Source organism: Paenibacillus piscarius, assembly GCF_022234545.1.
GTDB classification, from domain to species: domain Bacteria; phylum Bacillota; class Bacilli; order Paenibacillales; family Paenibacillaceae; genus Paenibacillus_AQ; species Paenibacillus_AQ piscarius.
Genome location: NZ_JAIEUI010000012.1, coordinates 105,328 through 129,105, shown reverse-complemented (window position 1 = coordinate 129,105; position 23,778 = coordinate 105,328). Strand labels below are relative to the sequence as shown.

Sequence of the window (23,778 nt, the reverse complement as noted above, 5' to 3'; positions counted from 1 at the left end):
AGCTGGTCTGCTTTTTTGTGCTGTCCGGCTCTCTCCGGCACATCCATTATTTCTAAGGAGGTGATAATCATTCCTCTAGTTGTCCGGTCTACGGTTAATGCAACAGGTGCCATTACCTTCACAGGCAACACACTGGGGCTTAGCCGCTCGGATACTGCCGGTGTTCCCGGCACGCTGGACAGTATCGGAGCCTTCACTACAACGAATACCGCTTCCGTATTCGGCACTTATCCTGCGGGCACTACGAGTCTGTACCAGAGCAACAGCTCAGCCGCCATTCTGACCCTTCCTGCCGGAAGTACGGTTCTGTACGCAGAGCTGATCTGGGGCGGTTCGTATGTTAACGGCAATGTCAATCTCACTTCAGCAATCAACAATCCGATCTCCCTCATTACACCACTTGGCAACACCGTGAGTGTCACGCCGGATGCGGCAACGGCCAATTCTGTGGATCTCGGCGGCGGAGCGCTCGCCTATGTCCGGTCTGCCAATGTAACGGGTACGATCCAGGCCTCCGGGGCCGGAACCTATATCACCGGCGGTGTCGTCGGCACCATCGTTATCAGCGGGGACTCCACGGCCAACCATGCCGGCTGGACCCTTGCCGTGATCTATCAGAATCCGTCTCTGCCCTTCCGCAACATGTCCCTGCGCGCAGGCGCTGTCCTGGTCCAGTCTACTTCGGCACCGGTGGTTACAACCATTACCGGCTTCGCTACCCCGGTCACCGGCGCCCTCGGCGGCCGTATTCTGTTCAGCGCCCAGGAGGGAGATGCCAACCGCTCAGGGGATCAGGCGCTATTCGGCGCTACATCCACCACCCAATTGGCGCTGTCGGGCCCCAATAATTTTGCCAACAACTTCTTCGCTTCGCAGATTAACAATGATGCCGGCAATCTGAATACCACCGGAACCTTTGGAACCCGAAATCAGACTAACGGCAGTCCGGGCACCAACATTATCGGCGGCCGCCAAGGCTGGGATATCACCAATGTGGATGTGTCTGCACGCCTCGTTAACAACCAGTCCTCCGCCCTGCTGACACTCACTACATCAGGCGACGCGTATGTCGTCAATGCCAACGCCCTGCAGATTGATATTAATGCACCCAAGATCTCACTCACCAAAAACGCAAATGTGGCCGGCACCATCGTTGGCGATTTGGTCACCTACACGGTAACCGTCAGCAACACCGGCACTGCAAGCGCAGCAAGTGTGGTTCTGTCGGACACTCTGCCGGATGGACTTACCTTTGCCGCGGGAAGCATGGTGGTGGCCGGCGTCCCCCGTCCGACTTACGATATAACTGCAGGCATCCCGCTTGGCTCCCTGGCACTTGGCACATCGGTCACGGCTACATATCAAGCCAGGGTGACCTCCTTGCCCAGCCCGCAGTTCGTGCCCAACACCGCGACTGCCGCCTTCACCTTCCAGAGTGTGGCCGGCGGGCCGACAGTGAGCGGAGTGATTCCGTCCAATACGAACTCGCTGCCGGTGTATTCTCCGGTTCTTGGCATCGTCAAGAGCGCGAACACCACCAATGCCACCGTCGGGGACCAGATTCTCTATACGCTGCAGATTTCCAATACAGGCAATATCGGCGCGCTCACTACACTCACGGATAATATCCCGGCGGGAAGCACATATGTTGCGGGAAGCTTCACGGTGAACGGGACACCGGTGGCCGGCAACCCGGCCGCAGGCATCGCCATTGGTAACATCGCGGCCGGAGCCAGCTCTACTGTCCAGTTCCGCGTGCTGGTGAACAGCCTGCCCTCACCGCCGCAGCTTGTGGATCAGGCAACCGCTGCATACACCTTCACCGTCCCTGACGGACGGACCGTGAGCGGAAGTGCAGCCTCCAACACGCTGACCATTCCGGTGAGGCTGCCCAATGTCACGATCACCAAGAATGCCAGCTTCCCGGATGTCACCGTAGGCGATACCCTGCAATATACTTCGGTGATTGCCAATAACGGGATTGCCGCTATCACGAATGTCGTGCTGTCCGATCCAATCCCAGCCGGCAGCACGCTGGTGCAGGGAAGTGTGACTGTGGCCGGAGTCACAAGGCCATCCGCAGATCCGGCTGCGGGAATATCCATCGGTACCCTTGCAGCCGGCACCAGTGTGACGGTCACCTTCCAGGTGAATGTCACGGCTGTGCCGGTCGGCGGCCAGCTTGTTAACCAGTCTTCAGCCTCCTATAGCTCAGGGACTTTCACTGCTATCTCTCAATCCAATACGACCTTGACCCCTGTGTATCAGCCGGTCATCGGCATTGTCAAAAGCGCAAGCCCGGGCAGCGCCACCGTCGGCGGAAATGTCCAGTACACGCTCCAGGTGCAGAACACAGGCAATCTTGCGGCAGCCGCCACCTTATTTGATACCATCCCGGCCGGAACCGCCTTCGTCCCCGGGAGTGTCACGGTGAACGGAACCGTGCGCTCTTCCGACTCCCCGGTCAGCGGCATCCCGCTGGGAGCAGTTGCTCCGGGGGCTGCCTTCACGGTTACTTTCCGCACCGCCGTTCAAGCCCTGCCGTCTCCGGCCACCTTGACGGACCAGGGAAGCAGCAGCTACACCTACCAGCTGCCCAGCGGACGCGCCCTGTCCGGGGGCAGTGTGTCTAACACCGTTACGGTTCCGGTCTCTGCCCCCAACCTCACGATTCTCAAAAGCGCAAACCGCACCGCTGTCGCCGTGGGAGAATATCTCACCTATACCGTCTCAGTGTCCAATCCCAGTGGAGTAGCGGTCAACAATGTGGTGTTGTCCGATCCGGTGCCGGCGGGCAGTGCCTTGGTCGCGGGAACGGTCACGGTGAACGGGGCAGCGGTATCGTCCGCCAATCCGAATACCGGCATTGCCCTCGGCACCCTGGCGGCGGGAACCACGAGCACAGTGGTCTTCCAGATTAATGCGAATTCGATACCCAGCCCGCCTCAGCTCAGCAACCGGGCCAGCGCATCGTTCACGGCAGGATCATTCAGCGGTACCGCTCTGTCGAACACGGTACAGACTCCAGTCTTCATTCCGGTAATTAACCTCACCAAGAGCTCAAGCCCTGCACAGGCTTCAGTGGGCAGTCTGCTATCCTTCTCCATCCTGGCCAGCAACACCGGCAATATCGCAGCCACACTTAATCTGACCGACATCCTTCCGCCGCAGACGGTATTCGAGACCAATAGTGTAAGCATTGGCGGTACGCCGTTGCCCGGCTACAGCCCCCTGACCGGCATTCCGGTCGGTCCGTTAGCCCCTGGAGACAGCGTTATTGTCAGCTTCCTCGTTACGGTAACGGCCTTGCCTCCGAACCAGCAGTTATCCAATTCAGCGGCTGCTTCCTTCTCCTTCACCTTGCCGGACGGGCGGACGCTGGGCGGCAACGCCGTATCGAACACCTTGACGCTTCCCGTATCTGCCCCCAATGTCAGTATCGTCAAAAGCGTAAATGCGATCGATGCCGTGACCGGCGACATCCTTACCTTTACATCCCTGCTGACGAACAACAGCACTGCCTCTGTCAGCAACATCATTCTCAGCGATTCTCTGCCTGAGAATGCAGTCTTCATACCCGGAACCGTAATTGCAGGCGGCATCTCCCAGCCGCTGGCAGTTCCGTCCGCCGGCATTCCAATCGGCAGCCTGGGCCCGGGGGCCTCTGTTGCCGTAACATTCGAGGTGAGGATAACCGTGCCGATTCCTGCACAGATCAATAACCAGTCTACAGTCAGTTTCACCTCCGGGGTCTTCTCCGGCTCTTCATCATCCAACGTCACCACTACACCGGTAACCCAGCCGCAGATCACCCTTGTCAAAAGCCCGGACGAACTCAATGAGACTGTCGGGGATACCGTCGTCTACACGATTGTGGTCAGCAATACAGGCAATCTTGCGGCAAATGTTACCCTTACAGATAACATTCCTGCGGGCACGGTCTTCGACCCGAACAGTGTCATTGTCGGCGGTTTCCCGCAGCCGGGAGCTTCCCCGGCAACAGGGATTGCCGTAGGCACGGTCAACCCGGGCGCCAGCGTCACCGTCAGCTTCATTGTCATTATCAATTCACTGCCTTCACCGCAGCAGCTTGTCAATCAGGCTTCTGCTACCTACACGTATACCCCGCCCGACGGACGACTGCTCACAGGAACAGCCCTGTCCAATGTTGTAACAGTGAACGTGTCTGCTCCCAATGTAGCCGTGGTGAAGAGCTCCACTTCAACCTCTGTAGCCGTTGGTGATTCCATCGCCTATACCGTGAGCATCACGAATAACGGAATCGACCCTATTAATAATGTCCTGCTAAGCGACCCTACTCCTGGCGGGGCCGCCTTCGTACAAGGAAGTACAACTGTGAATGGTGTCCCTTTTCCCGGTGCCAATCCGGCCAACGGGGTCTCCATCGGCACCATCGCCGTGGGAGCGACAGCCACGGTCGCCTACAGTGTCACCGTATCCTCTGTGCCTGCGGGCAGCTCTATCAACAATCAGGCTACGGTTACGTATACGTCGGGCGTCTCTTTTAGCGGATCAACCTTCTCGAATCCTGTGGCGGTTCCCGTCTTCCAGCCGAATATCACAGCAGTCAAAACCGGAAATACAACGAATGCAACCGTCGGGGATACAGTCACTTATACCCTGACCGTCACCAATACCGGCAACTACGGGGCAAGTCTGACAGTAACGGATAATATCCCGGCCGGCACGGCCTTTGTAGAGAACAGTGTACTGATTAACGGTCTGCCTCTGCCCCAGGCCAATCCCTCGTCCGGGATCGCAGCCGGAACAATCGCTCCGGGGGCAACCGTAGCTGTATCCTTCTCGGTAGTCATCACCTCGCTGCCGTCGCCGCAGCTCCTGGTGAACCAGGGCAATATTACCTACAGCTTCACCCTGCCTGACGGAAGAACGCTCGGGGGATCTGTGCCGACCAATACCTTGACGATCCCTGTCTCGAACCCCAATCTGGCGGTTGTCAAAACCACCGCAACCACCGCAACCAATGTCGGAGATACGATTACCTACTCTGTCACTCTGACCAACAACGGTGTCGCTGCGGTCAATAATGTGGTATTCACGGATGCCTTGCCGGCCGGCACGACTCTGGTTCCAGGCAGCGTGCTGGTGGACGGTGTCCCCCGCCCGGCAGCCTCACCGGCTACCGGGGTGGCGATTGGAAGTATCGCTCCAGGAGCTTCGGTCACAGTGGCCTTCAACGTCACGGTTACCTCTCTGCCGGCCTCCGGTGTGCTGATCAATCAGTCTTCGGCCAGCTTCACTTCCGGTGCTCTGGCCAGTGTAGCGTTCTCTAACATTGTAACTACACCGGTCTTCCAGCCGGTTCTTGCTGCGGCCAAGAGCTCCAATACCCAGAACGCGACCGTTGGCGACACCATTCTCTACACCGTCAATGTCAGCAATACAGGGAACTATGCGGCCACGGCTACCCTGACCGACACCATTCCCGCCGGCACAACGCTGGTTCCGAACAGTGTGCTGATCAATGGCTTCCCGTCACCGGGGGCAGATCCGGCAACCGGAATCCCGCTTGGCAGCATCGCTGCCGGTGCTGCACTGACGGTGGTATTCTCTGTCGTGATTGACACCCTGCCGGCCAGCCAGCAGCTTAGCAATCAGGCTGTTATCGCCTTCAGCTATACACTGCCTGACGGACGTGTCTTCAATCAGTCTGCCAGCTCGAATATCAATCTGATTCCGGTCTCTTCCCCCAATGTCTTGCTTGTCAAAAGCACTACGGTCATCGATGCCGTTCCGGGGGATACGGTCCCTTACAGCATCGCGGTCACCAATAACGGAATTGCCCCGGTCAATAATGTGGTGCTGAGCGACCCGGTTCCCGCTGGCGCTTCCTTCACGGCCGGCAGCGTAACCGTGGATGGCACACCGGTGCCTGGGGCAATCCCTGCCAACGGGATCTCACTGGGAACGATCGCTCCGGGAGCAACGGTTCAGGTTGCCTTCAATATCGTGGTCAATACGCTGCCGAATCCGGCTGCCCTGAATAATCAGGCATCGGTCAGCTTCACCTCCGGAGCCTTCTCCGGTGCGTCTTACTCCAACACGCTGGTCACTCCAGTGTATCAGCCGGTAATCGGCATCCTGAAATCTGCGGATACCGCAAATGCAACAGTTGGTGATACTGTCACCTATGCGCTGAGTGTAACCAACACCGGCAATCTCGCTGCTGTGGTCACCTTGACAGACTCCATTCCGGCAGGAGCCGTGTTCATTCCGAATAGTGTACTGATTAACGGCCAGCCTGTTCCGGGAGCAGATCCGGCAGCCGGTATCAGTCTGGGAACCGTTGCAGCCGGGGCTACGGTCACGATAACCGTGACCTTGCAGGTAACGGTAGCTTCCCTCCCGTCTCCGCAGCAGCTCGTGAACCAGGCCAGCGCCACCTTCACCTTCATCCCGCCGGACGGCCGCCAGCTCTCCGGATCTGCGGTATCGAATACGCTTGTCATTCCGGTGTCTTCACCGGATGTGACGGCCGTCAAGAGCACCAGCGCTGTCGATGCAGTAGTTGGCGATACAATCACCTACACCATTGTTGTGACCAACAACGGCATTGTAAATGTCAACAATGTAGTGCTGGTTGACCCGATCCCGGCCGGCAGCCAGTTCGTTCCCGGCAGTGTTACCGTAGACGGCACTCTGCGTGCGGGCGCCAATCCGGCAACCGGGATTATCATTGGAACCATAGCGCCTGGAGCCTCGGCTACGGTAACCTTCCAGGTTCAGGTCATCGTCATATGACAGACCGCTCAAGCCTTCAGCCCGTCGTCACCAATCAATCCTTGGTGCTGTTCAGCTCTGAGGAAGGAACCGATGCCATCACTTACTCCAATACGGTCAACACGCCGGTCGTAGGTCCGGTGCTGTCCCTCTTGAAGGAAGCTGACCGCAAGAGCGCCTCCCTGGGGGAGACGCTCGTCTACACCATAGCCATCAGGAACAGCGGCAACATTCCGGCTCTGGTCACGATCGTTGACGTCCTGCCGCCAGGCGTATCCTTCATTGCCAATAGTGTGCTTAGAGACGGAGTGCCCCTTGCCGGGGTCACTCCGTCTTCGGGCATCCCGGCCGGCCTGCTCCATCCGCAGTCAGCGGTCCGTATCGCCTTCCAGGTTATTGTCGTCTCGCTTCCGCCTTCCCTTATGCTGGAGAACAGTGCCACAGGTACTTATTCCTTCGAGACTGCGGAGGGGAGAAAGATAAGCGGAGAAGTGCGCTCCAATCCGGTCAGTGTCTCCTTGCTGTCCTACCAGCTGTCCACGCTGCTCTCCGCCAGTACGTCAACGACCTTCATAGGGGATGCTGTCTCTTATACCCTTCAGCTGAGGAATGAAGGAGCCCTGCCGCTGACCGGAAAAATTGCCGTCATTCCTCTACCGGAAGGAGCGGTATTCATCCCCGGCAGTGTTGTTGCCGGCGGAGTCTATCTGCCGGAGGCCGACCCGGCCTCCGGGATCAGCCTTGGCTCGCTCAGTGCAGGTTCAGCCACAGAAGTCTCCTTCCGCATCCGGGTAAGCTCTCTACCGCCGGAATCTATCTTGCAGGCCCAGGCACAGGTCTCCTATGACACCAATGGCAGCAGGAGCACCACCGTAACTAACACCGTAACCATTAATGTGATCCAGCCCGGGCTGGCCGCCAGTCTTAAGGTTGATCTCTACAGCGCCGCCCCGGGTGACAACCTCCGTTATGAAATCACGGTCCGCAACCAGGGAAATTTGGCCGTGAATGCCGTGCTTGCGGAGGTTATACCGCAAGGCACCCTGTTCATCTGGGACAGCATCCGGATTGACGGTGTCCCCCAGCGGGGCGTACGCCCCGCAGAGGGTATTCCGCTGGGCACCTTAAGGGCAGGGGTAGCGATCGTGGTCGATTATCTCGTCTCCATCCCGGGCGCCACCGATATCCGCCAGACGCCGGCCATTCAGAACCGGGGAATGGTCCAATACACCTTCACCCTCCCGGACGGGCGCAGCGTCCGGCAGGTCGCCCGCCCCAATCCGGTGACCAGCCTGCTGCTCTCACCCATCATCTCTATTCAGATGGAAGGCGCGCCGCCGGTTGTCGAGCCTGGAGGCACGGCCGCATTCCGGATTCAAGTGACCAACAGCGGGAATTATCCGGCCGAGGTCTCGGTCATCCGCGTAGTGCCTCAAGGCACAGTCATCGAGCCGGATATCGTGACGATAAGCGCAGTAACTGTACCAGGAACGCCGTTTAGCGGGACAGTTGCCCTGGGGACACTGCAAGCCGGGCAGACCGTTACACTCCGCTACCAGGTAAGGATCAACACCGGTTATATGGGCAAGGATCTGCAAGGCTTTTCGGCCGCCCTGTATTTGTTCACCATTGATGGACGCCGCTATTCCGGCGAAGCCCGTTCCAATAGCTACAGACTGCTCATCGAGGAGATCAGTGAATAAGACGGCTCACATATCCACCCTCCCCTTGAATATACTTTAGTTACAACCTGCTGCCATTGCCTTAGCCTTACCAGCATTCCAGTTTCACAGTCCATGGGAGGTGGTCATCCTGTCACAGCCAACCGGTCCATTCACATTTGTCGTATCCAAAGAAGACTGGTCCCTGCACCGCAAAGGCCATCAGGATCAGGAGCGTCACCAGCAAAAGGTCAGGGAAGCCATCAAAGGAAATCTGCCGGATCTGGTTACCGAAGAGAACATTATTTTGTCGGGCGGCAAGCAGATTGTGAAGGTGCCGATCCGCAGTCTGGACGAATACCGGATTATCTATAACTTCCGCAAGCAGAAGCATGTCGGCCAGGGGGACGGCGACAGCCAGGTGGGGGATGTGCTCGGCCGCGACTCCCAATCCGCCCAGCCGGGCAAAGGGGATAAGGCCGGGGATCAGCCGGGTCAGGACACTGTAGAGGCCGAGGTCAATCTGGAGGATCTGGAGGATATTCTGTTCCAGGATATGGAGCTCCCCCATCTGAAGCCGAAGGACAAGGAAGAGATCGAGGTCAAATCCATCGTCTTCAACGATATCCGCAAAAAAGGCATGATGTCGAACATCGACAAAAAGCGTACCTTACTTGAGAATCTGCGGCGCAACGCCAGCAGCGGCAAGCCCGGCATCCACAGCATCAGCCCGGATGATCTGCGCTACAAGACCTGGGATGACATCACCGTCCCCCACTCAAACGCTGTGATTATTGCGATGATGGACACCTCGGGCAGTATGGGTACTTTTGAAAAATACTGCGCCCGCAGCTTCTTCTTCTGGATGACCCGCTTCCTGCGCCGCCAGTACGAGAAGGTCGAGATTGTGTTCCTGGCCCATCATACGGAAGCCAAGGAGGTCAGTGAGCAGGACTTCTTCACCCGCGGGGAGAGCGGAGGAACGATCTGCTCCTCGGCATACCAGAAGGCACTGGAGATTATCGACAGCCGCTATCCGCCGGCCAAGTATAATATCTATCCCTTTCATTTCTCGGACGGCGACAATCTGACCTCCGACAACGAGCGCTGTGTCAAGCTGATCGGCGAGCTGCTGAAGCGCAGCAACATGTTCGGCTACGGCGAGGTTAACCAGTACAACCGCAGCAGCACCCTGATGTCCGCCTACCGCCACTTGAAGCAGGAGCAATTCATGCATTATGTAATTAAGGATAAGAAGGAAGTGTATCAGGCGCTGAAGGCATTTTTCGGCAAAAAAGCTAGTGAAGCTTAAAAAGCCTCACTTTAGGCTGCCAGCCTGTGCAGTAGAGCAGGTGAGCCATTTCTGGCTAGGCTCGTACACTTGCATCCTGGGAGTTTCCGTCCCGCACCGCCGCTTCTTGCGGAGTGCGGTTTTTTTGTGCTGTCCTGGAGATTCGTCCGCATAAGCCTGTTGACTATTATATCGGCTGACGATATAATATATGTATCGGTTGACGATATAACGTCAATTGGTATAACGTCGAGTGATGTAACGGCAACAGATACAAGATGAAATGAAAGCAGGTGAAGCAGATGGGTGAAGGCAATGACCATGGGGCGCTGACCGAAGGTGTCTATTATATCCTTTTGTCGCTGTTCACCCCGATGCATGGCTACGGAATTATGCAGAATGTGAAGCTGCTGAGCAACGGCCGTGTGGAATTAGGTGCAGGTACCCTATATGGTGCATTAAGCACGCTTGTGGAACGGGGCTGGATAGGGCCGCTGGCCGGTGGAGCCGATTCGCGCAAGAAGGAGTATCAGATTACAGAGCTGGGGAAGTCAGTCGTCCAGAGTGAAATGGCGAGGCTTGATGAACTGCTTACTAATGGAAGAAAGCTTCTGGGAGGGGATGCATCATGAGTCATGTAGTACGCAAATATTTCGTTGATTTCGAGAAGGAAGAGGCATGGCTCAACGAGATGTCAGCCAAGGGGCTGGCACTTGCAGAGTATTCATGGGCCCGCTATGTATTCGAGGAGAGCGCCAAGGGAGAGTACATTTACCGGATTGAGCTGCTGGAGAAGGACCCGAAGGATGCGGCTGGTTATCTGCAGTTTATGGAGGAGACCGGGGCAGAGCGTGTACCTGCCGGGACCACTCCAAAGGGCAAGCGTGCGTTTATCAACCAGCGCTGGGTAATTTTCAGAAGGAAAGCCGCAGAGGGCCCCTTCCAGATCTATTCCGATGTAGACTCCAAGATCAACCACTATCAGCGAATCTACAGATTATGGCTGGCTCTCGCGTTCCTGGAATTAATCGTCGGCTTCTTAAATATCATACTGATAGTTCTGATGCCTTCTTCTAACCTCTACAAGATCAACCTCATCGTAGGCATATCTTTAGTCATTTTGGGCCTGTTCTTCGTGTGGCTCAGCCTGCCGATCCTCCGCAAGATCGCGCGGCTGCGGCAGGAGAAGCTGATTCGGGAGTGAGGGGATGCGCGGAATAACTACACAAAGGGAGGCCCGCAGGCCACACATTAGCTGCTGCAGGGCCTCCCCATGACCATTCAGGCTCTACTCGATAACCTCACTACCGAGTGCAATTTCTTCATTTGAATCAAAATACCATTTATCCTTATTTTTAACTACAGAGGTAAGTGAGTAGAGCCGCTCTGTAAGCTTCGATGAATCTTTTTTAACCTGAAGTGTACACACCCAATAAACAACTGCTTGATTTGCCGAATAAGAGACAATGACAGCCTGTTCTTCAGTATATTCCAGATCAAAATTTCGGGTAGACCATTCCCGGAGATTCCTGAGACTCTTTTCGTCCCCAGCCGTTAGGTTGGCAGGGTCTTGCAGCGCCAGTTCCGCATCTACATCTTTATCTTTTATAGCTTTACAATAAGCAGCGAGCAACTCATGAATGGCCATTTGATCTGCGGCCGGAACGTTTACCTCTTTATTTATCAATGAAGTATAGTCAAGATATTCCGTATTATTGATTTCTATATTATGTATCGTCCAACTGGCATCGGGCTTATGCTCCATTTCCAAGGTTACATGCTCAACCCGGTCCAGGAGTTCAGTTTCTGTCTTACGAAAGGAGACATCAGCAAGCATTACGGTATACTCTCTCCATGATTCCATTTCAAGCTTGTCGATCGACTGAAAGCCATCCAGAGTCTGATAATGGGCTTTAATTAGTGCCTGTATTTTTTTCAGGTCCGCCTTTTTAGGCTTGCCGTGCAAATCCTCGTATACTTTAACTATTTTGTTCGTCTTATCATAGTCAGCACTAATATAGTCAGTCTCACTATACAACGTGATCGCAACCAAGGCATCTGCACCCGAACCGATAACCATCGGAACGTTCGAATCATAGGTGTATGGAGAACCATTTACGAATGTTTTTTTCGTTTTGAGATCAACTTTAAAAGTAGCATCCTCTGAGGTAGCTGTAATCTGCTTGCCGGCAGCATCATACTTGAATTTAATGCCCAAAGCCTGCACTACACTGCGGAATTCAACATACACACTTCCTCCTTGAATCACCGAAGCCGCACGCGGATGGATTTCCTTATTTTGCACATATACACGGATTCCCTTAGCAGTCTGAGTTGCTGTTGCTGCGGATACTGTATTTGCGGTCATCGCAACGCCCAGCAGAGTAATCAGCAGGATTAAGAGCAAATTATCGTTATGTATTTTTTTCTTCAATTTCCTTATTCTCCTTCGATAGATAAATTTTTTCTACAATTTATAATTCGATCCTCTCCATGTATTTCCTTTATCTTTCATCTTGTACAGAACAAAATCACCTAAGGGATACAGAGCATCAATAGCCACAGAAGCTAACAAGTGGAAAAGCAGCCCAGCAAATTGTGTTTGGTTTTTCGCATACATCTGGCCCAAGCGCCTGCCCGAGCAAATTGTATTCGATTTTCCGCATACACATACACCCGGACCCTGCGCGCTCACCCCGCACCTCCACAATAAAGGGCTGTCCCAAGCCACTTCATGACTTTGGACAGCCCTTATTCCATTGAATATTCACTTCGCCTAAGCCGAGGCCCGCTCCGCTTACTTCACCTTCTCGCGGTCCTTGCCCTTGTCGGATTCACCGGCGTTCTTGTTCGCCGCCTCACGGTCCTGCATCATCTCGTCCACCGTCTTCACCTTGAGACGGGCAGCGCCTTCGTTGTCCGCCTTCGTCGGGATCAGATTGCCGGAAGCGAGGCGTTCCTTCGCTTCGGCAATGGCCGCGCTGTATTGCGGCAGCCATTGTTCCCCCGCCACCAGCATCTCATCAACCATCTGCCAAATCTCTTTCGGGTTGCAGACGGCGCCGACCAGCGGGTCCATCATGAAAGCCTGGCGCAGCAGCTTGTCGTCGCCGTGTACAGCCGCTTCTACCGCCAGCCGCTGTACAGAAATGCTGACATTACAGACCGCAGCCGGTCCAAGCGGCAGGTCGCCGACAAGCGGCATGGAGATGCCGTTGCGGTCCACGTAACCAGGCGCTTCAATAATGGCATCATCCGGCAGATTGGAGATGACGCCGTTATTGACCATGTTGAAGTGGCCTCTGTAGACGCGGCCTGTCTCCAGCCCTTCGATGATGAACGAGCCATGCTCCTCGCCGCGCTTCTCGGGGATATACTCCATCGCCGGGTCCTTCATCCAGTTCGGGAAGTCCGTCTCGAACCAGTTGCGGCCTTCGGTACAGATCCGCAGGTAGCCGCCCGTCTCGCCGTTGATCCACACGCCCAGATCGATCCAGTCCATGATCTCCTCGGGACGCTTGCGGTACCAGGGAACGTATTCGCTCAAATGACCGTTCGACTCCGTGCTGTAGTAGCCGAAGCGGCGGAGCATATCGATCCGCACCTTCTCCGTACGGCTGTAATCCGGATGCTTCTCGAAGGCTTCCAGCAGCCCCGCAGTCAGATCCTTGCCTTCATGCTTCGCAGAGATATACCAGGTCTGGTGATTAATACCCGCACAGATAATATCCACCTGCGACTTCTCCAGCCCATACACCTGAGCGATCTGCTGATGTCCATGCTGCACGCCATGGCAGAGTCCGATGGTCCGCACACCGCCGTATTTGTTGCAGGCCCAGGTCAGCATCGCCATTGGATTCGAGTAGTTCAGCAGCAGCACATCCGGCGCAGCCATCTCGCGGATATCGCGGCAGATCTGCAGCATCTCCGCTATACCCCGCTGCCCGTACATAATCCCGCCCGCACACAGCGTATCCCCGACACACTGGTCCACGCCATACTTCAGCGGAATATCCACATCGGTGGCGAAGGCGTCCAGCCCGCCCACACGGATAGTACAAAATACGTACTTGGCACCCTTCAGCGCCTCCCTGCGGTCCGTAGTGGCAGCGATGGTGATATCCAGACCGTTCTCCTTGATATCACGTTGGCACAGCTCGGTCACCATGTCCAGGTTATGGCTGTTTATATCCATGAAAGAAACTTCAATATTACGGAATTCCGGCACAGTCAGCAGGTCGCGCAGCAGTCCACGGGTGAACCCGATACTGCCCGCCCCGATAAAGGTTACTTTAAAAGACATCGCAATCATCCTCCGGCAATGAATTGTTTAACTCCTGTCCATTGTAGCAAGGAGGCGTGCGGAAGCGTAACCAATATCATGACCATTTTGCCTATAGGGTGTCAACAATCCTAACTTTTTGCAGCCAGCCTGAGCTATTCCTCACTCCAGAAATGCCGTTCCACCGAGTTGCGGTATTCGATCGGGGTACACCCCGTATCCTTCTTGAATAGGAGGTGAAAATACTGTCTGCTGCTAATCCCCACATAATCGGCAATCTCCGCCACCGGAATCTCCCCCTGCCCGAGCAGCATCCGGGCCTTCTCCATCCGCAGCTTGTTCAGGTAACCGGTCAGGGTCTGTCCCGTATGTGCCCGGAAGATGCGGTGCAGATACCCCGGATGGACATTCACAGACAGCGCAATCTCCTTAACCTGAATCCCCCGGTCATAATTCTGGTGCAGGAACTCGATCGCCCGCCGCACATAGAGCTGGGACGACTGTTGGCTGGCTGGAAGCGACTCTCTGCGCAGCCGGGCCAGCCGGAGCAGCAGCTCCGCGAACAGCAGATGCACCATGCTGCTCCCCTTCCGCCCCCTTTGATCCAGCTCGAGCACCAGCGCCTTCAGCACATGGAAGACCTCCTCCTGGTCAGATAGCACCAGACTACGGAACGGATGCCGCAGCAATTCAGCAAGCACCGCCTCCTCGCGGGCCAGCCTGCCGATCGAAGGAACCACGCCCCCGTACTCCTTAAAAGCAAACTCCACATTCAGCATCCGGCAGGAAGCTCCCTCCTCCACCATCAACCGGTGCGCAACCCCGGCGTCCAGCAGAATCATCTCCCCCCGCTTCAGATGGAAGGGCGTCTCTCTCCCTGCTTCATCCCGCACCTCCACCACACAGCTGCCCGAGATGAGATACATGATCTCCGTAGAGTTATGGTGATGATAAGCCATCGTATAATTGCTCCACTGCTTATAGTAGTAAGCCAGGAAGTGAGGGCTGTAATCCCGCTCCATGAGTGCCTGCTCAAAAAGACTCCCGTTCATCTCCGCCACACCGCCGCCTCCGCTCTGCCAGTATCAATAGCACCAGTGTATCGCTTGAGCGCGGACAGGACAAGAAGTAGATCGTCCCCCTGCCCATTCATACACGTCTACATATCAGAATATCTAGCGCGCGTGCTGGGACATTGTATTCGGTTTTTAACATACATTCCGCCCAAGCAGCTCTCTCCAGCACAATTGTGATCGGTTTTTCGATTACATTCGGCCCACACGCCCCTCGCCAGCCAAATGTGATCGGTTTTCCGATTACATTCTGCCCTGCATACGCCTTCTCCCCAGCTTGTATGATACTGTCCTAAATCTCCTGGACAAAACAAGAGCAGAAGGACAACGCCCTCTGCTCCCGTTCACTCAACATCCCTTCACCCCTGAAAAGACAGCATCGACGCCTTCAGCTCCTCTGCCAGCTCCTCCAGCCTGTGCGACAGCGTCACCAGCTCTCTGCTGACGGTGAACTGCTGGGAGGACATGGAGGCTACTTCCTCCGTGGAGCCGCTGGTCTGCTGCACCACGGAGATCACACTGGCCATCGACTCACCAAGCTGATGCTGGATCTCGGTCAGCTCAGAGACCGCCACGGAGGACTCGGCCAGATATCCGCTGAACACCTCCATCTCAGCCCGCACACTCTCGAAGGTCTGTGAGGATTCGCGGACGGAAGCGATCTGGCTGCCGAATAACGGTGCGGCTTCCCCCACGACTATGACCGTACTCTCAATCTGGCTGCCTATCTCCTCAGTAATACTGGAGACTGTGGCAATCGACTGGCTCGACTGCTGGGCCAATCGGCGGATCTCCTCGGCAATTACCACGAACCCTCTGCCCGCAGCGCCTGCGCGCACCGCTTCTATAGAAGCATTAAGCGCCAGGATATTCGTCTGCTTGTTCATGGCAATCATCGGAGAGAGAATGCTGCGGATCAGGACCGTACTCTCCCGTAGCCGGGCGGAATTGTCCTGAATCCGCTCCATCATCGAGAGAACACTCTCACTCTCGGCGACCAGTCTTCTCATCTGCTCCGCCCCCCGGTCACTGGCCGCCATGACCTTCCCGGCGGAAGCAGCCATGACCGCATTCGTGCCGGCTACCTCGCGCATCTTGCCGCCCATCAGCTCCACCTTGGCGTTGCTGCTCTCCGCCTCAGCGGCCAGACTCGCTGCACCGCCGGCTATCTCCCCGGTGGCGGCAGCCACCTCGCTGGCATGGCTGCTGATCGCCCCCGAAGCGGCGACAAGCTGCTCTGAGGTCGCCAGCACCTCCGCGGCCGAGCTGCTGCTCCGCCCGGCCAGCAGGGAGATCTGCTCCATCATCCGGTTGAAGCTGTGGCCCAGCCGCCCAATCTCGTCACGTCCCTTGAAGCTCGTCCGCACCTGCAGATTACCCCGCTCACCCTCCTCCATCAGCCGGGCCAGCTTGCCGAGCGGACGGCCGATCAGCCGGACCAGGATATAGCCGATCACCAGGGCAATCAGGGCCGCCGCCACTACGGCCAGCAGCGTAATATAAAGTAGCCGGTCCGCAGATTTGGTGAAATCGCTCACCGGCGCATAGCCCAGCAGCGTCCAGTCCGCCGTCGCCAGCGGCTGATAGACCACCAGCTGCGGGCTTCCCTGCTCATCCCCGGCTGTGAAGGACTGCTCCTGTGCTGCGTCTTTTAACGTTTCGCGCTGCACCTTCACAGCTTCTGCCGTTCCAGCCGGCTCCTGCTCCGTTTCTTTCCCAGCCCCCGGCATATCCGGCGTATGTATGTATGAAGCCTGGCCCAGCAGCGAATTATCGGCACTGTATACAACCTTGCCCGCAGGATCCAGAATACGGATCTCCCCGGCCTGTCCGATATGCAGATTGGACAGCACCCCGCCGAGCGCCTTGCCCTTCACCTCAATCAGCATGTAATACTCCGCTGCCGGGTTCTGGATATTCCGCAGCAGCCGGCCCATGGTCAGAGTGGGCTCACTATAGGTATCGAAGAAGCCCTTGGCCCTTACCGGGAACCAGACCGGATTACCCTTGCCGGCCTCCACCGCTTTCATGCGGGCCAGAATGCCCTCGTCACTGCGCACACCGGTAATGCCTGTCGATTTGTAGGATTCAGCATCGACCATGCTTTTGGCAACCAGCCGGACACCGAGCAGCCGCTCGTCCGAACCCCTGACCGAATCAAGCTTGCGCCGGATACGGTCCTCTGCCGCCGCCCTTGCCACCGTTCCCGTGCCGGGATCTGCTATAGCTTCCATATCCGCTTTTAATGAAGAATCTACAGCAAACTGTCTGGATAAGGCCTCATATTCGGCGAACAGGAAATCCAGCTTATCCGCCGCCTGCACAATGGACTGGGAGGAGGCAGCAGCGACCTCGTCAGTGATAATACCCTTGGCTGCGTAGTAGGAGGTTACACCCAGAACCGAGGACAACAGGACAATGGTACAGAACAATATGACAAACAACTTGACACCAACCGAGCTGAAGTTCAATGTACGCCGCCGCTTCATTGCACGCTACACTCTCCCCTTAATATGCAGGGAACCTATCCCCGCAAAAATAAAGGTGCAGCCCCTCATCACTGCTTAAGGCCGCACCTGTTATTCATAAAACACGGATCTGGTTACCCTTTGCTCGCCCCCGCGGTCAGGCCGTCCACCAGCAGACGCTGCAGGAAGCCGAACAGAATCATAATCGGTACCGAAATCAGCACCGCCCCCGCCGCAAACAGCGTGAAGTTGGAATTCTGCATGGTGTTGACCATATCCCACATACCGACCGCGACCGTCCAGTTCTCCTTGGTCCGCAGAATCAGCTTGGCAAAGATGAAGTCTACCCACGGTCCGACAAACTGTGTCAGCGCCATATACGTAATCATCGGCCGCGACAATGGCAGGATGATCCGGGTGAAGATCCCGAAGTTGCTCGCCCCGTCAATCCGTGCCGCCTCATCCAGCGAACGCGGAATGGTATCAAGGAAGCCCTTGGCAATCAGAGTTCCTCCTAGCGGCGCTCCGGCCGCATACACGATAATCAGCGCCAGATGGGTATCGAGCAGGTTGAATTCCTTCAGCAGCAGATAGATGGCGATCATGCTCATGAAGCCCGGGAACATCCCGAGGATCAGCAGGGTGGACATGGTCGTCTTGCGGCTCCGGAACCGGAACCGGGATAACGCGTAACTGGTCAAAAGCGTAAGCACTACCCCGATCAGCATCGAGAACACCGCGATCTTCAGCGTATTGGCATACCAGGTTCCAAACATATAGATATCTGATGTGAACAGCTCCTTGTAGTGGCCCAGTGTAAACTGTTCAGGGATCAGCGTCTTGCTATACAAGGATTTGCCCGGCCGGAAGGATGCCAGCAGGATCCAGAGGGCCGGATAGAGTGCAGCGACGGCCAGTGCAATGAGTACAATGTAGCTTAAGCCCAGGCGAATGAAATTCACCGCTTTGCGTCCGATCATCATTGGATCATGTCCTCCTCTTGGAATGATTTGGTCCGGCGGTAGTTGTACAGGGAGAACCCGGCAACAATGATGAACAGAATGATGCCTATGGCCGAAGCCATATTATTCTTGTTCTGATCCAGCGTCAGCTTATACAGCCAGGTGACGAGCAGGTCGGTTGAGCCGGCATATTGATAGTTCCCGTTCACCGGATTCCCTCCGGTCAGCAGGAAGATCGCATTGAAGTTGTTGATGTTGCCTGCGAATTGCATAATCAGCGTAGGCGCGGTGGAGAACAGGATCATCGGCAGGGTAACGATGCGGAATTTCTGATAATTGGTGGCACCGTCAACCTCAGCCGCCTCGTACATATCGCGCGGAATCGTAGTCAGCACGCCCATAATCAGCAGCATGGATACCGGAATCCCGACCCACATGTTGACAACAATGACGGTAACCTTGGCCCAGAACGGGTCCGTCAGCCACGGCAGGCCGCCGAGTCCGAAGTAGCCGAGATACTGGTTAATCGGGCCGAATTGCCCGTTGAACAGGTTGCGCATCAGCAGGAGGGAGATCATCTGCGGGATGGCGTAAGGGACGATGAGGATCATTCTCCACATGCCCTTGAAGCGAATCCCCTTCTGATTGATCAGCAGAGCGACCAGCATTCCGCCGAAATAAGTAGTAATGGTTGAAAGGACCGCCCAGATGATGGTCCAGGTAAGTACACCGTAGAAGGTATGGCTCCATGATTTCAGCACCAGCAGATTGCGGAAGGTCTCCAGCCCCACCCAATCCACCAGCTTAGCCGGCGGAATGTGATTCGGCGCAGCATAGTTGGTGAAGGCCAGCATGATCATGAAGATAATCGGCATGATGGTGAAGAACAGAATCCCGATCCCCGGAAGCAGCAGAAAGCTCTGGGCAAACTTATAATCGAGAATGAACCGTACGGATTGCTTAAATGTATGCGATGGACGTCCGTTTTCGCGTGCTGCACCCACTGCGTAGGCATCCTTAATATTCATATACCAGGCAATCAGGAATAACACAAAGAACAGCAGAGTAATCAGACTCTCAATCAGGATGACGATGGAGTGGTCCCCGGGAACCATTTTGGCAATTCCCTTCACCTTCTCCAGACGGCTTGGCGATTCCCCGAGTGTGGTAATGCCCCAGAAGGCTCTTCCCAGATTGTTAATGAAGTAGGCAAGTGCTCCTGCCTCTACAGCTATGAACAGTATGCCTTTGATGAATTGGCGGTTATATATTTGTCCCAATCCCATAAAAAGGGCCGACAGTATCCCGGCTTTCGCTTTGTGTCGCTGCATTTCCCTTCCGTTCTCCTCTCCGTGCGGAATTCAGGAAACTGCCCGCCGCAGGCTATGCGGCGGGCGGATGGATTCCACTGTAAGCTATGATATATACATTGCTATGATTACTGGGCAGCTGCTCCGTTGTTCAGATCCTTGATCTGCTGCACGGCTTTGTCCATGGCTGCCTTAGGATCTGTGTTGTTGTCCCAGATTGCAGGAAGGGCCGCGTTAACCGGACTCCAGACGTTCCCCATCTCCGGAATGGAAGGCATCGGCTGGGAACTCTTGGCCTGTTCAGCGAAGGCGGATACATACGGATCACTGGTAATCTGCGGGTCCTGTAGCGCCTCATTGTTGGTCGGTACGGAGCCGACCAGCTTGTTGAGAATCAGCTGTGAATCTTTGCCGGAAGCAAATTGGGCATACAGTTTAGCCGCATTCGGATATTGTGTGTAAGCATTGACGGTGAAAATTTTGATCCCGGAGAACGTAATTGCTTGTTTGCCGTCAATTGTAGGGACCGGTGCGATCCCGAGGTTGTCGCCCAGCGCTTCCTTGTAGCCGGCCAGCTCCCAAGGTCCGTTGATGTCCATCGCTACATCGCCCGAGTTGAACAGGCTGCGCTTGATGTCAGGGTTAATATCGCCGCTCTTGATCGGCAGAACTTCCTTCAGCTTGGCATATTCAGTCAGGCCCTTAATTGCGCCCTCATTGTTCAGGCCGATATCATCCTTGTCGGTACCGTCCTTGCCGAACAGGTAGCCGCCTGTCGTTGCGATGAACGGATAGTTGAAGTACATGTTGCCGACTTCCCACATAATGCCGTATCTGTTCTTGGCTTTATCCGTGAAGGTCTTGCTGAAGGCAATCACGTCATCGAAGGATTTCGGAGCTTCCTTGACCAGGGATTTATTATAGTACAGCGCATAAGTTTCAGCTGCTCTCGGATATCCGTACAACTCGCCGTCATAAGAGGAGCCTACAATGGAAGCCTCTGTATTGTCAGCCTTGGTCTGCTCTGCGAAGATGTCGTTCGGAAGCAGCAGGCTTGCACTTGCCGCCTTGCCGAGATTATCATGCGGAATGACCATAACGTCTGCTGCCAGGCCGGAAGGACCATCCTGGGTCAGCTTGCCGACTTGATCCGGCGGTGCAACCTCTTCGATTTTGACGGGAACGTTATATTTCGCAGTGAACTGCTTAGCCACTTCCTCAGCGAACTGTCTTTCTTCCTTGCTCTCCCAGATGACCAGGGAAGCGCCTTCTTCAGGTACGATATCACCGGCTGCAGGTGCATTCCCGCTGTCTCCTCCGGCGTTATTTGTGGCTGTCGCATTGTCTGACGGAGCATTGGTAGCTGCCGCATTCCCTCCGTTGCTGTTGTTCGAGCCGCAGGCCGTAATCGAGATTGCCATTGAGCAGGCTGCAGTAAGTACCATCCATTTTTTAAGCTGCATTGCTGTTAACCCCTCCCGTTTTTGTATCTTGCCTTAACTACAAGATGATGCCCCCAACTTTGCGCAAACGATTTCAGAAGAACCAAAAAAAATCTTCCTTTTGCCAATTGCCTCTGACTTAAGCGTTGCACTCTGTTTAGAAAGCGCTTCATTCATGAATCCATCATACATCACTATCAATGTAATTGTAAAAACGTTTGCACACATGAAATTAACTAATAATACGCCATTTATTTAAATAAAATTGGTATTTACTCCATATTTCACACGATTACTTCAAATAGCTACTGTTTATTCACGCATAATTCTCTACCCTCGTAAATATAACCATATAATGTAATATTATCTCATGAAAATGGCCACTTTATTGAATTTACAGACATTGGAAATCGGTTTCCTGCCTTATTTTCTTTGTGCAACTGTTTGTACAAACCTCTTGAAGCTTCCATCTTTCCATGCTATAATCCAAACCAATATGAACCACCCAATTCTTCACCTAATTTAAAGGCACTGTTCCTTCTCTCTGGTACAACCTCGGTGTAGCTTTTACCCCGGTTGTGCCTTTTTGCCGTGGGCGGAATTGGAGGTTCAATTATCACTTTGTAGGAGGAGTCATTATGTTATTAGAAGCCGTCTATCACCGCCCCCGCCTCAACTGGTCGTACGCCTACGATCACAATACGATCCACCTGCGCCTGCGGGCCAAAAAAGGAGATCTGACCGAGGTCTACGCCTGGGCCGGCGATAAATATGCCTGGGACACTACCAAGGAACTGATCCCTATGACACTGTTCACCTCGGATAATATGTTCGATTACTGGGAATGCGAGTCGGTTCCGCTCTACCGCAGGCTGAAATACGGATTCCTGCTCCAGCAGGGCAATGAGCGCATCTGGATGACCGAGAGCGAATTCCAGAAGGAGCGTCCGGCCACCCCGAACCGGCTGTTCGAATTCCCGTACATCAGCCGCGGTGATGTGTTCACGCCTCCGGCCTGGGTGAAGGATGCGGTGTTCTATCAGATTTTCCCTGAACGCTTCGCGAATGGCGATCCCAGCCTGAACCCTGAGAATGTAGAGCCCTGGGGCGGAACGCCGCGGCCCGATAACTTCTTCGGGGGCGACCTGCAAGGTGTTATCGACCACCTGGATCATCTTACCGAGCTGGGGATCACGGGGATCTACTTCACGCCAATCTTCACAGCCACTACCAATCACAAATATGATACAGAGGACTACATGCAGGTGGACCCGCATTTCGGCGATGTTGCTACTCTGAAAAGATTAGTCGATGCCTGCCATGAGCGCGGCATCCGCGTGCTGCTGGACGCTGTCTTCAACCACTCGGGCCGCACGTTCGCTCCGTTCGTGGATGTGCTGGAGAAGGGGGAAGCGTCCGAGTACAAGAACTGGTTCCACATCCGTGAGTATCCGCTTCAGGTGGTGAACAATATTCCGACCTATGACGCCTTCGCCTTCGAGCCGCTGATGCCGAAGCTAAATACAGAGCATCCCGAGGTCAAGGAATATCTGCTGAAGGTCGCCGAGTTCTGGATCAAGGAGGTCGGCATTGACGGCTGGCGTCTGGATGTAGCCAACGAGGTGGATCATGAATTCTGGCGCGATTTCCGCAAGGTGGTCAAGCGGGCCAATCCTGAGGCTTACATACTCGGGGAGATCTGGCATGAATCCGCCCCGTGGCTGGAAGGCGACAAATTCGATGCTGTCATGAACTATCCGTTCACCGATGCGGTGCTCGACTTCTTCGTCAATGGAACGCTTGATGCGGAAGGCTTCGCAGGCTTGATCGGCAGACAGCTCTCCCGCTATCCGCTGCAAGCCAGCGAGGTTGCCTTCAATCTGCTGGACAGCCATGACACCCCGCGCCTCCTGACCCTTGCCGGAGGGGACAAGCACAAGATGAAGCTGGCTGCACTGTTCCAGTTCACCTTCATGGGCACCCCGTGCATCTACTACGGGGATGAGATCGGCATGGACGGTGCAGGAGATCCGGACTGCCGGAAATGCATGGAGTGGAATCCGGAGCGGCAGGACCGCGACTTGTTCGCCTTTTACCGTAAGCTGATTGATATCCGCAGCGCACATCCGGCCCTGCGTACGGGACGCTTCAGCTTCCTTGAAGCTGGACCACAGGGCAGCAAGCTGGCTTACGAGCGCAGCCTGGACGATGATCTGATCATCGTGCTGATCAATACGGATGAGACCGCCCAGACCTTCCGCCTGGACGTGCTTGAGCGCAACTGGGTGAACCTGTGGAACGGCGAAGCGCTGCGCGCTGAACGCGGCAAGCTGTCCTTCAAGCTGCCGGCCTACGGCTTCGCTATTCTTCAGGCCCAGATGTCCTAATAGAACCTCAGATCAGACTTGCGAGACTACTTTACGCAATAGATTGTTGAGGAATTGCCGTGTCACAGTTACATTTATCTCTGAATTTCCGCTTTGAGTCAGCTTTGTACACAGGCAACACAAACAGGGTATTCCGCTGC

At 55.2% G+C, this 23,778-nt stretch carries 13 protein-coding genes; 6 read left to right on the top strand and 7 right to left on the bottom strand.

Translation table 11 applies throughout. The features are described from left to right. The first annotated feature begins 60 nt into the window (after nt 1-60). From K1558_RS19230 to K1558_RS19210, 5 genes are all read left to right on the top strand, one after another. Entirely contained in the window at nt 61-6,783 is a 6,723-nt protein-coding gene (locus K1558_RS19230) for a DUF7507 domain-containing protein (RefSeq protein ID WP_238653269.1), read from the top strand. After that, nucleotides 6,780-8,465: a DUF11 domain-containing protein gene (locus tag K1558_RS19225; RefSeq protein WP_238653268.1), complete on the top strand. Its 1,686-nt coding sequence runs from the start codon at nt 6,780-6,782 to the stop codon at nt 8,463-8,465. Before K1558_RS19230 ends, K1558_RS19225 begins: the two co-directional genes overlap by 4 nt. A 109-nt stretch (nt 8,466-8,574) precedes the next feature. Further along, complete coding sequence (gene yhbH / locus K1558_RS19220) at nt 8,575-9,735, top strand: sporulation protein YhbH (protein WP_238653350.1); 1,161 nt, start codon at nt 8,575-8,577, stop codon at nt 9,733-9,735. A gap of 281 nt (nt 9,736-10,016) precedes the next feature. Next, entirely contained in the window at nt 10,017-10,346 is a 330-nt protein-coding gene (locus tag K1558_RS19215) for a PadR family transcriptional regulator (protein ID WP_238653267.1), read from the top strand. Next, a complete protein-coding gene (locus K1558_RS19210) occupies nt 10,343-10,918 on the top strand; it encodes a DUF2812 domain-containing protein (protein ID WP_238653266.1) in 576 nt (191 codons plus the stop codon). The genes K1558_RS19215 and K1558_RS19210 overlap by 4 nt, the downstream gene beginning before the upstream one ends. 84 nt (nt 10,919-11,002) lie before the next feature. On the opposite strand, the gene K1558_RS19205 is transcribed toward K1558_RS19210, so the two are convergent. From K1558_RS19205 to K1558_RS19175, 7 genes are all read right to left on the bottom strand, one after another. Next, the gene (locus K1558_RS19205; protein WP_238653265.1) at nt 11,003-12,148 is read right to left on the bottom strand and encodes a stalk domain-containing protein; all 1,146 of its coding nucleotides are present in this window, start codon (nt 12,146-12,148) and stop codon (nt 11,003-11,005) included. 363 nt (nt 12,149-12,511) lie between these two features. Then, nucleotides 12,512-14,017: an alpha-glucosidase/alpha-galactosidase gene (melA, locus tag K1558_RS19200; RefSeq protein ID WP_238653264.1), complete on the bottom strand. Its 1,506-nt coding sequence runs from the start codon at nt 14,015-14,017 to the stop codon at nt 12,512-12,514. 134 nt (nt 14,018-14,151) lie between these two features. Beyond that, the gene (locus K1558_RS19195; RefSeq protein WP_238653349.1) at nt 14,152-15,048 is read right to left on the bottom strand and encodes an AraC family transcriptional regulator; all 897 of its coding nucleotides are present in this window, start codon (nt 15,046-15,048) and stop codon (nt 14,152-14,154) included. 380 nt (nt 15,049-15,428) lie between these two features. Beyond that, a complete protein-coding gene (locus tag K1558_RS19190) occupies nt 15,429-17,558 on the bottom strand; it encodes a methyl-accepting chemotaxis protein (protein WP_238653263.1) in 2,130 nt (709 codons plus the stop codon). 113 nt (nt 17,559-17,671) lie between these two features. Continuing rightward, on the bottom strand, nt 17,672-18,517 hold the full coding sequence (locus K1558_RS19185) for a sugar ABC transporter permease (protein WP_420800450.1): 846 nt from the start codon (nt 18,515-18,517) through the stop codon (nt 17,672-17,674). Next, nucleotides 18,517-19,830: a sugar ABC transporter permease gene (locus K1558_RS19180; protein ID WP_238653261.1), complete on the bottom strand. Its 1,314-nt coding sequence runs from the start codon at nt 19,828-19,830 to the stop codon at nt 18,517-18,519. The genes K1558_RS19185 and K1558_RS19180 overlap by 1 nt, the downstream gene beginning before the upstream one ends. Before the next feature lie 107 nt (nt 19,831-19,937). Next, nucleotides 19,938-21,272: a sugar ABC transporter substrate-binding protein gene (locus tag K1558_RS19175; RefSeq protein WP_238653260.1), complete on the bottom strand. Its 1,335-nt coding sequence runs from the start codon at nt 21,270-21,272 to the stop codon at nt 19,938-19,940. Between the two features lie 617 nt (nt 21,273-21,889). Between K1558_RS19175 and K1558_RS19170 the strand changes: the two genes are divergently transcribed. Further along, nucleotides 21,890-23,638 carry an alpha-glycosidase gene (locus K1558_RS19170; protein ID WP_238653259.1) on the top strand — a complete coding sequence of 583 codons (1,749 nt, stop codon included), beginning with the start codon at nt 21,890-21,892 and terminating at the stop codon, nt 23,636-23,638. The last annotated feature ends 140 nt before the right edge of the window (nt 23,639-23,778 follow it).

Coding starts and splice junctions, on each gene's coding strand:
- K1558_RS19195 (WP_238653349.1), bottom strand. CDS start 15,048: ATGAACGGGAGTCTTTTTGAGCAGGCACTCATGGAGCGGGATTACAGC.
- K1558_RS19180 (WP_238653261.1), bottom strand. CDS start 19,830: ATGCAGCGACACAAAGCGAAAGCCGGGATACTGTCGGCCCTTTTTATG.
- melA (WP_238653264.1), bottom strand. CDS start 14,017: ATGTCTTTTAAAGTAACCTTTATCGGGGCGGGCAGTATCGGGTTCACC.
- K1558_RS19170 (WP_238653259.1), top strand. CDS start 21,890: ATGTTATTAGAAGCCGTCTATCACCGCCCCCGCCTCAACTGGTCGTAC.
- K1558_RS19225 (WP_238653268.1), top strand. CDS start 6,780: ATGACAGACCGCTCAAGCCTTCAGCCCGTCGTCACCAATCAATCCTTG.
- K1558_RS19175 (WP_238653260.1), bottom strand. CDS start 21,272: ATGCAGCTTAAAAAATGGATGGTACTTACTGCAGCCTGCTCAATGGCA.
- K1558_RS19185 (WP_420800450.1), bottom strand. CDS start 18,517: ATGATCGGACGCAAAGCGGTGAATTTCATTCGCCTGGGCTTAAGCTAC.
- K1558_RS19210 (WP_238653266.1), top strand. CDS start 10,343: ATGAGTCATGTAGTACGCAAATATTTCGTTGATTTCGAGAAGGAAGAG.
- K1558_RS19190 (WP_238653263.1), bottom strand. CDS start 17,558: ATGAAGCGGCGGCGTACATTGAACTTCAGCTCGGTTGGTGTCAAGTTG.
- K1558_RS19215 (WP_238653267.1), top strand. CDS start 10,017: ATGGGTGAAGGCAATGACCATGGGGCGCTGACCGAAGGTGTCTATTAT.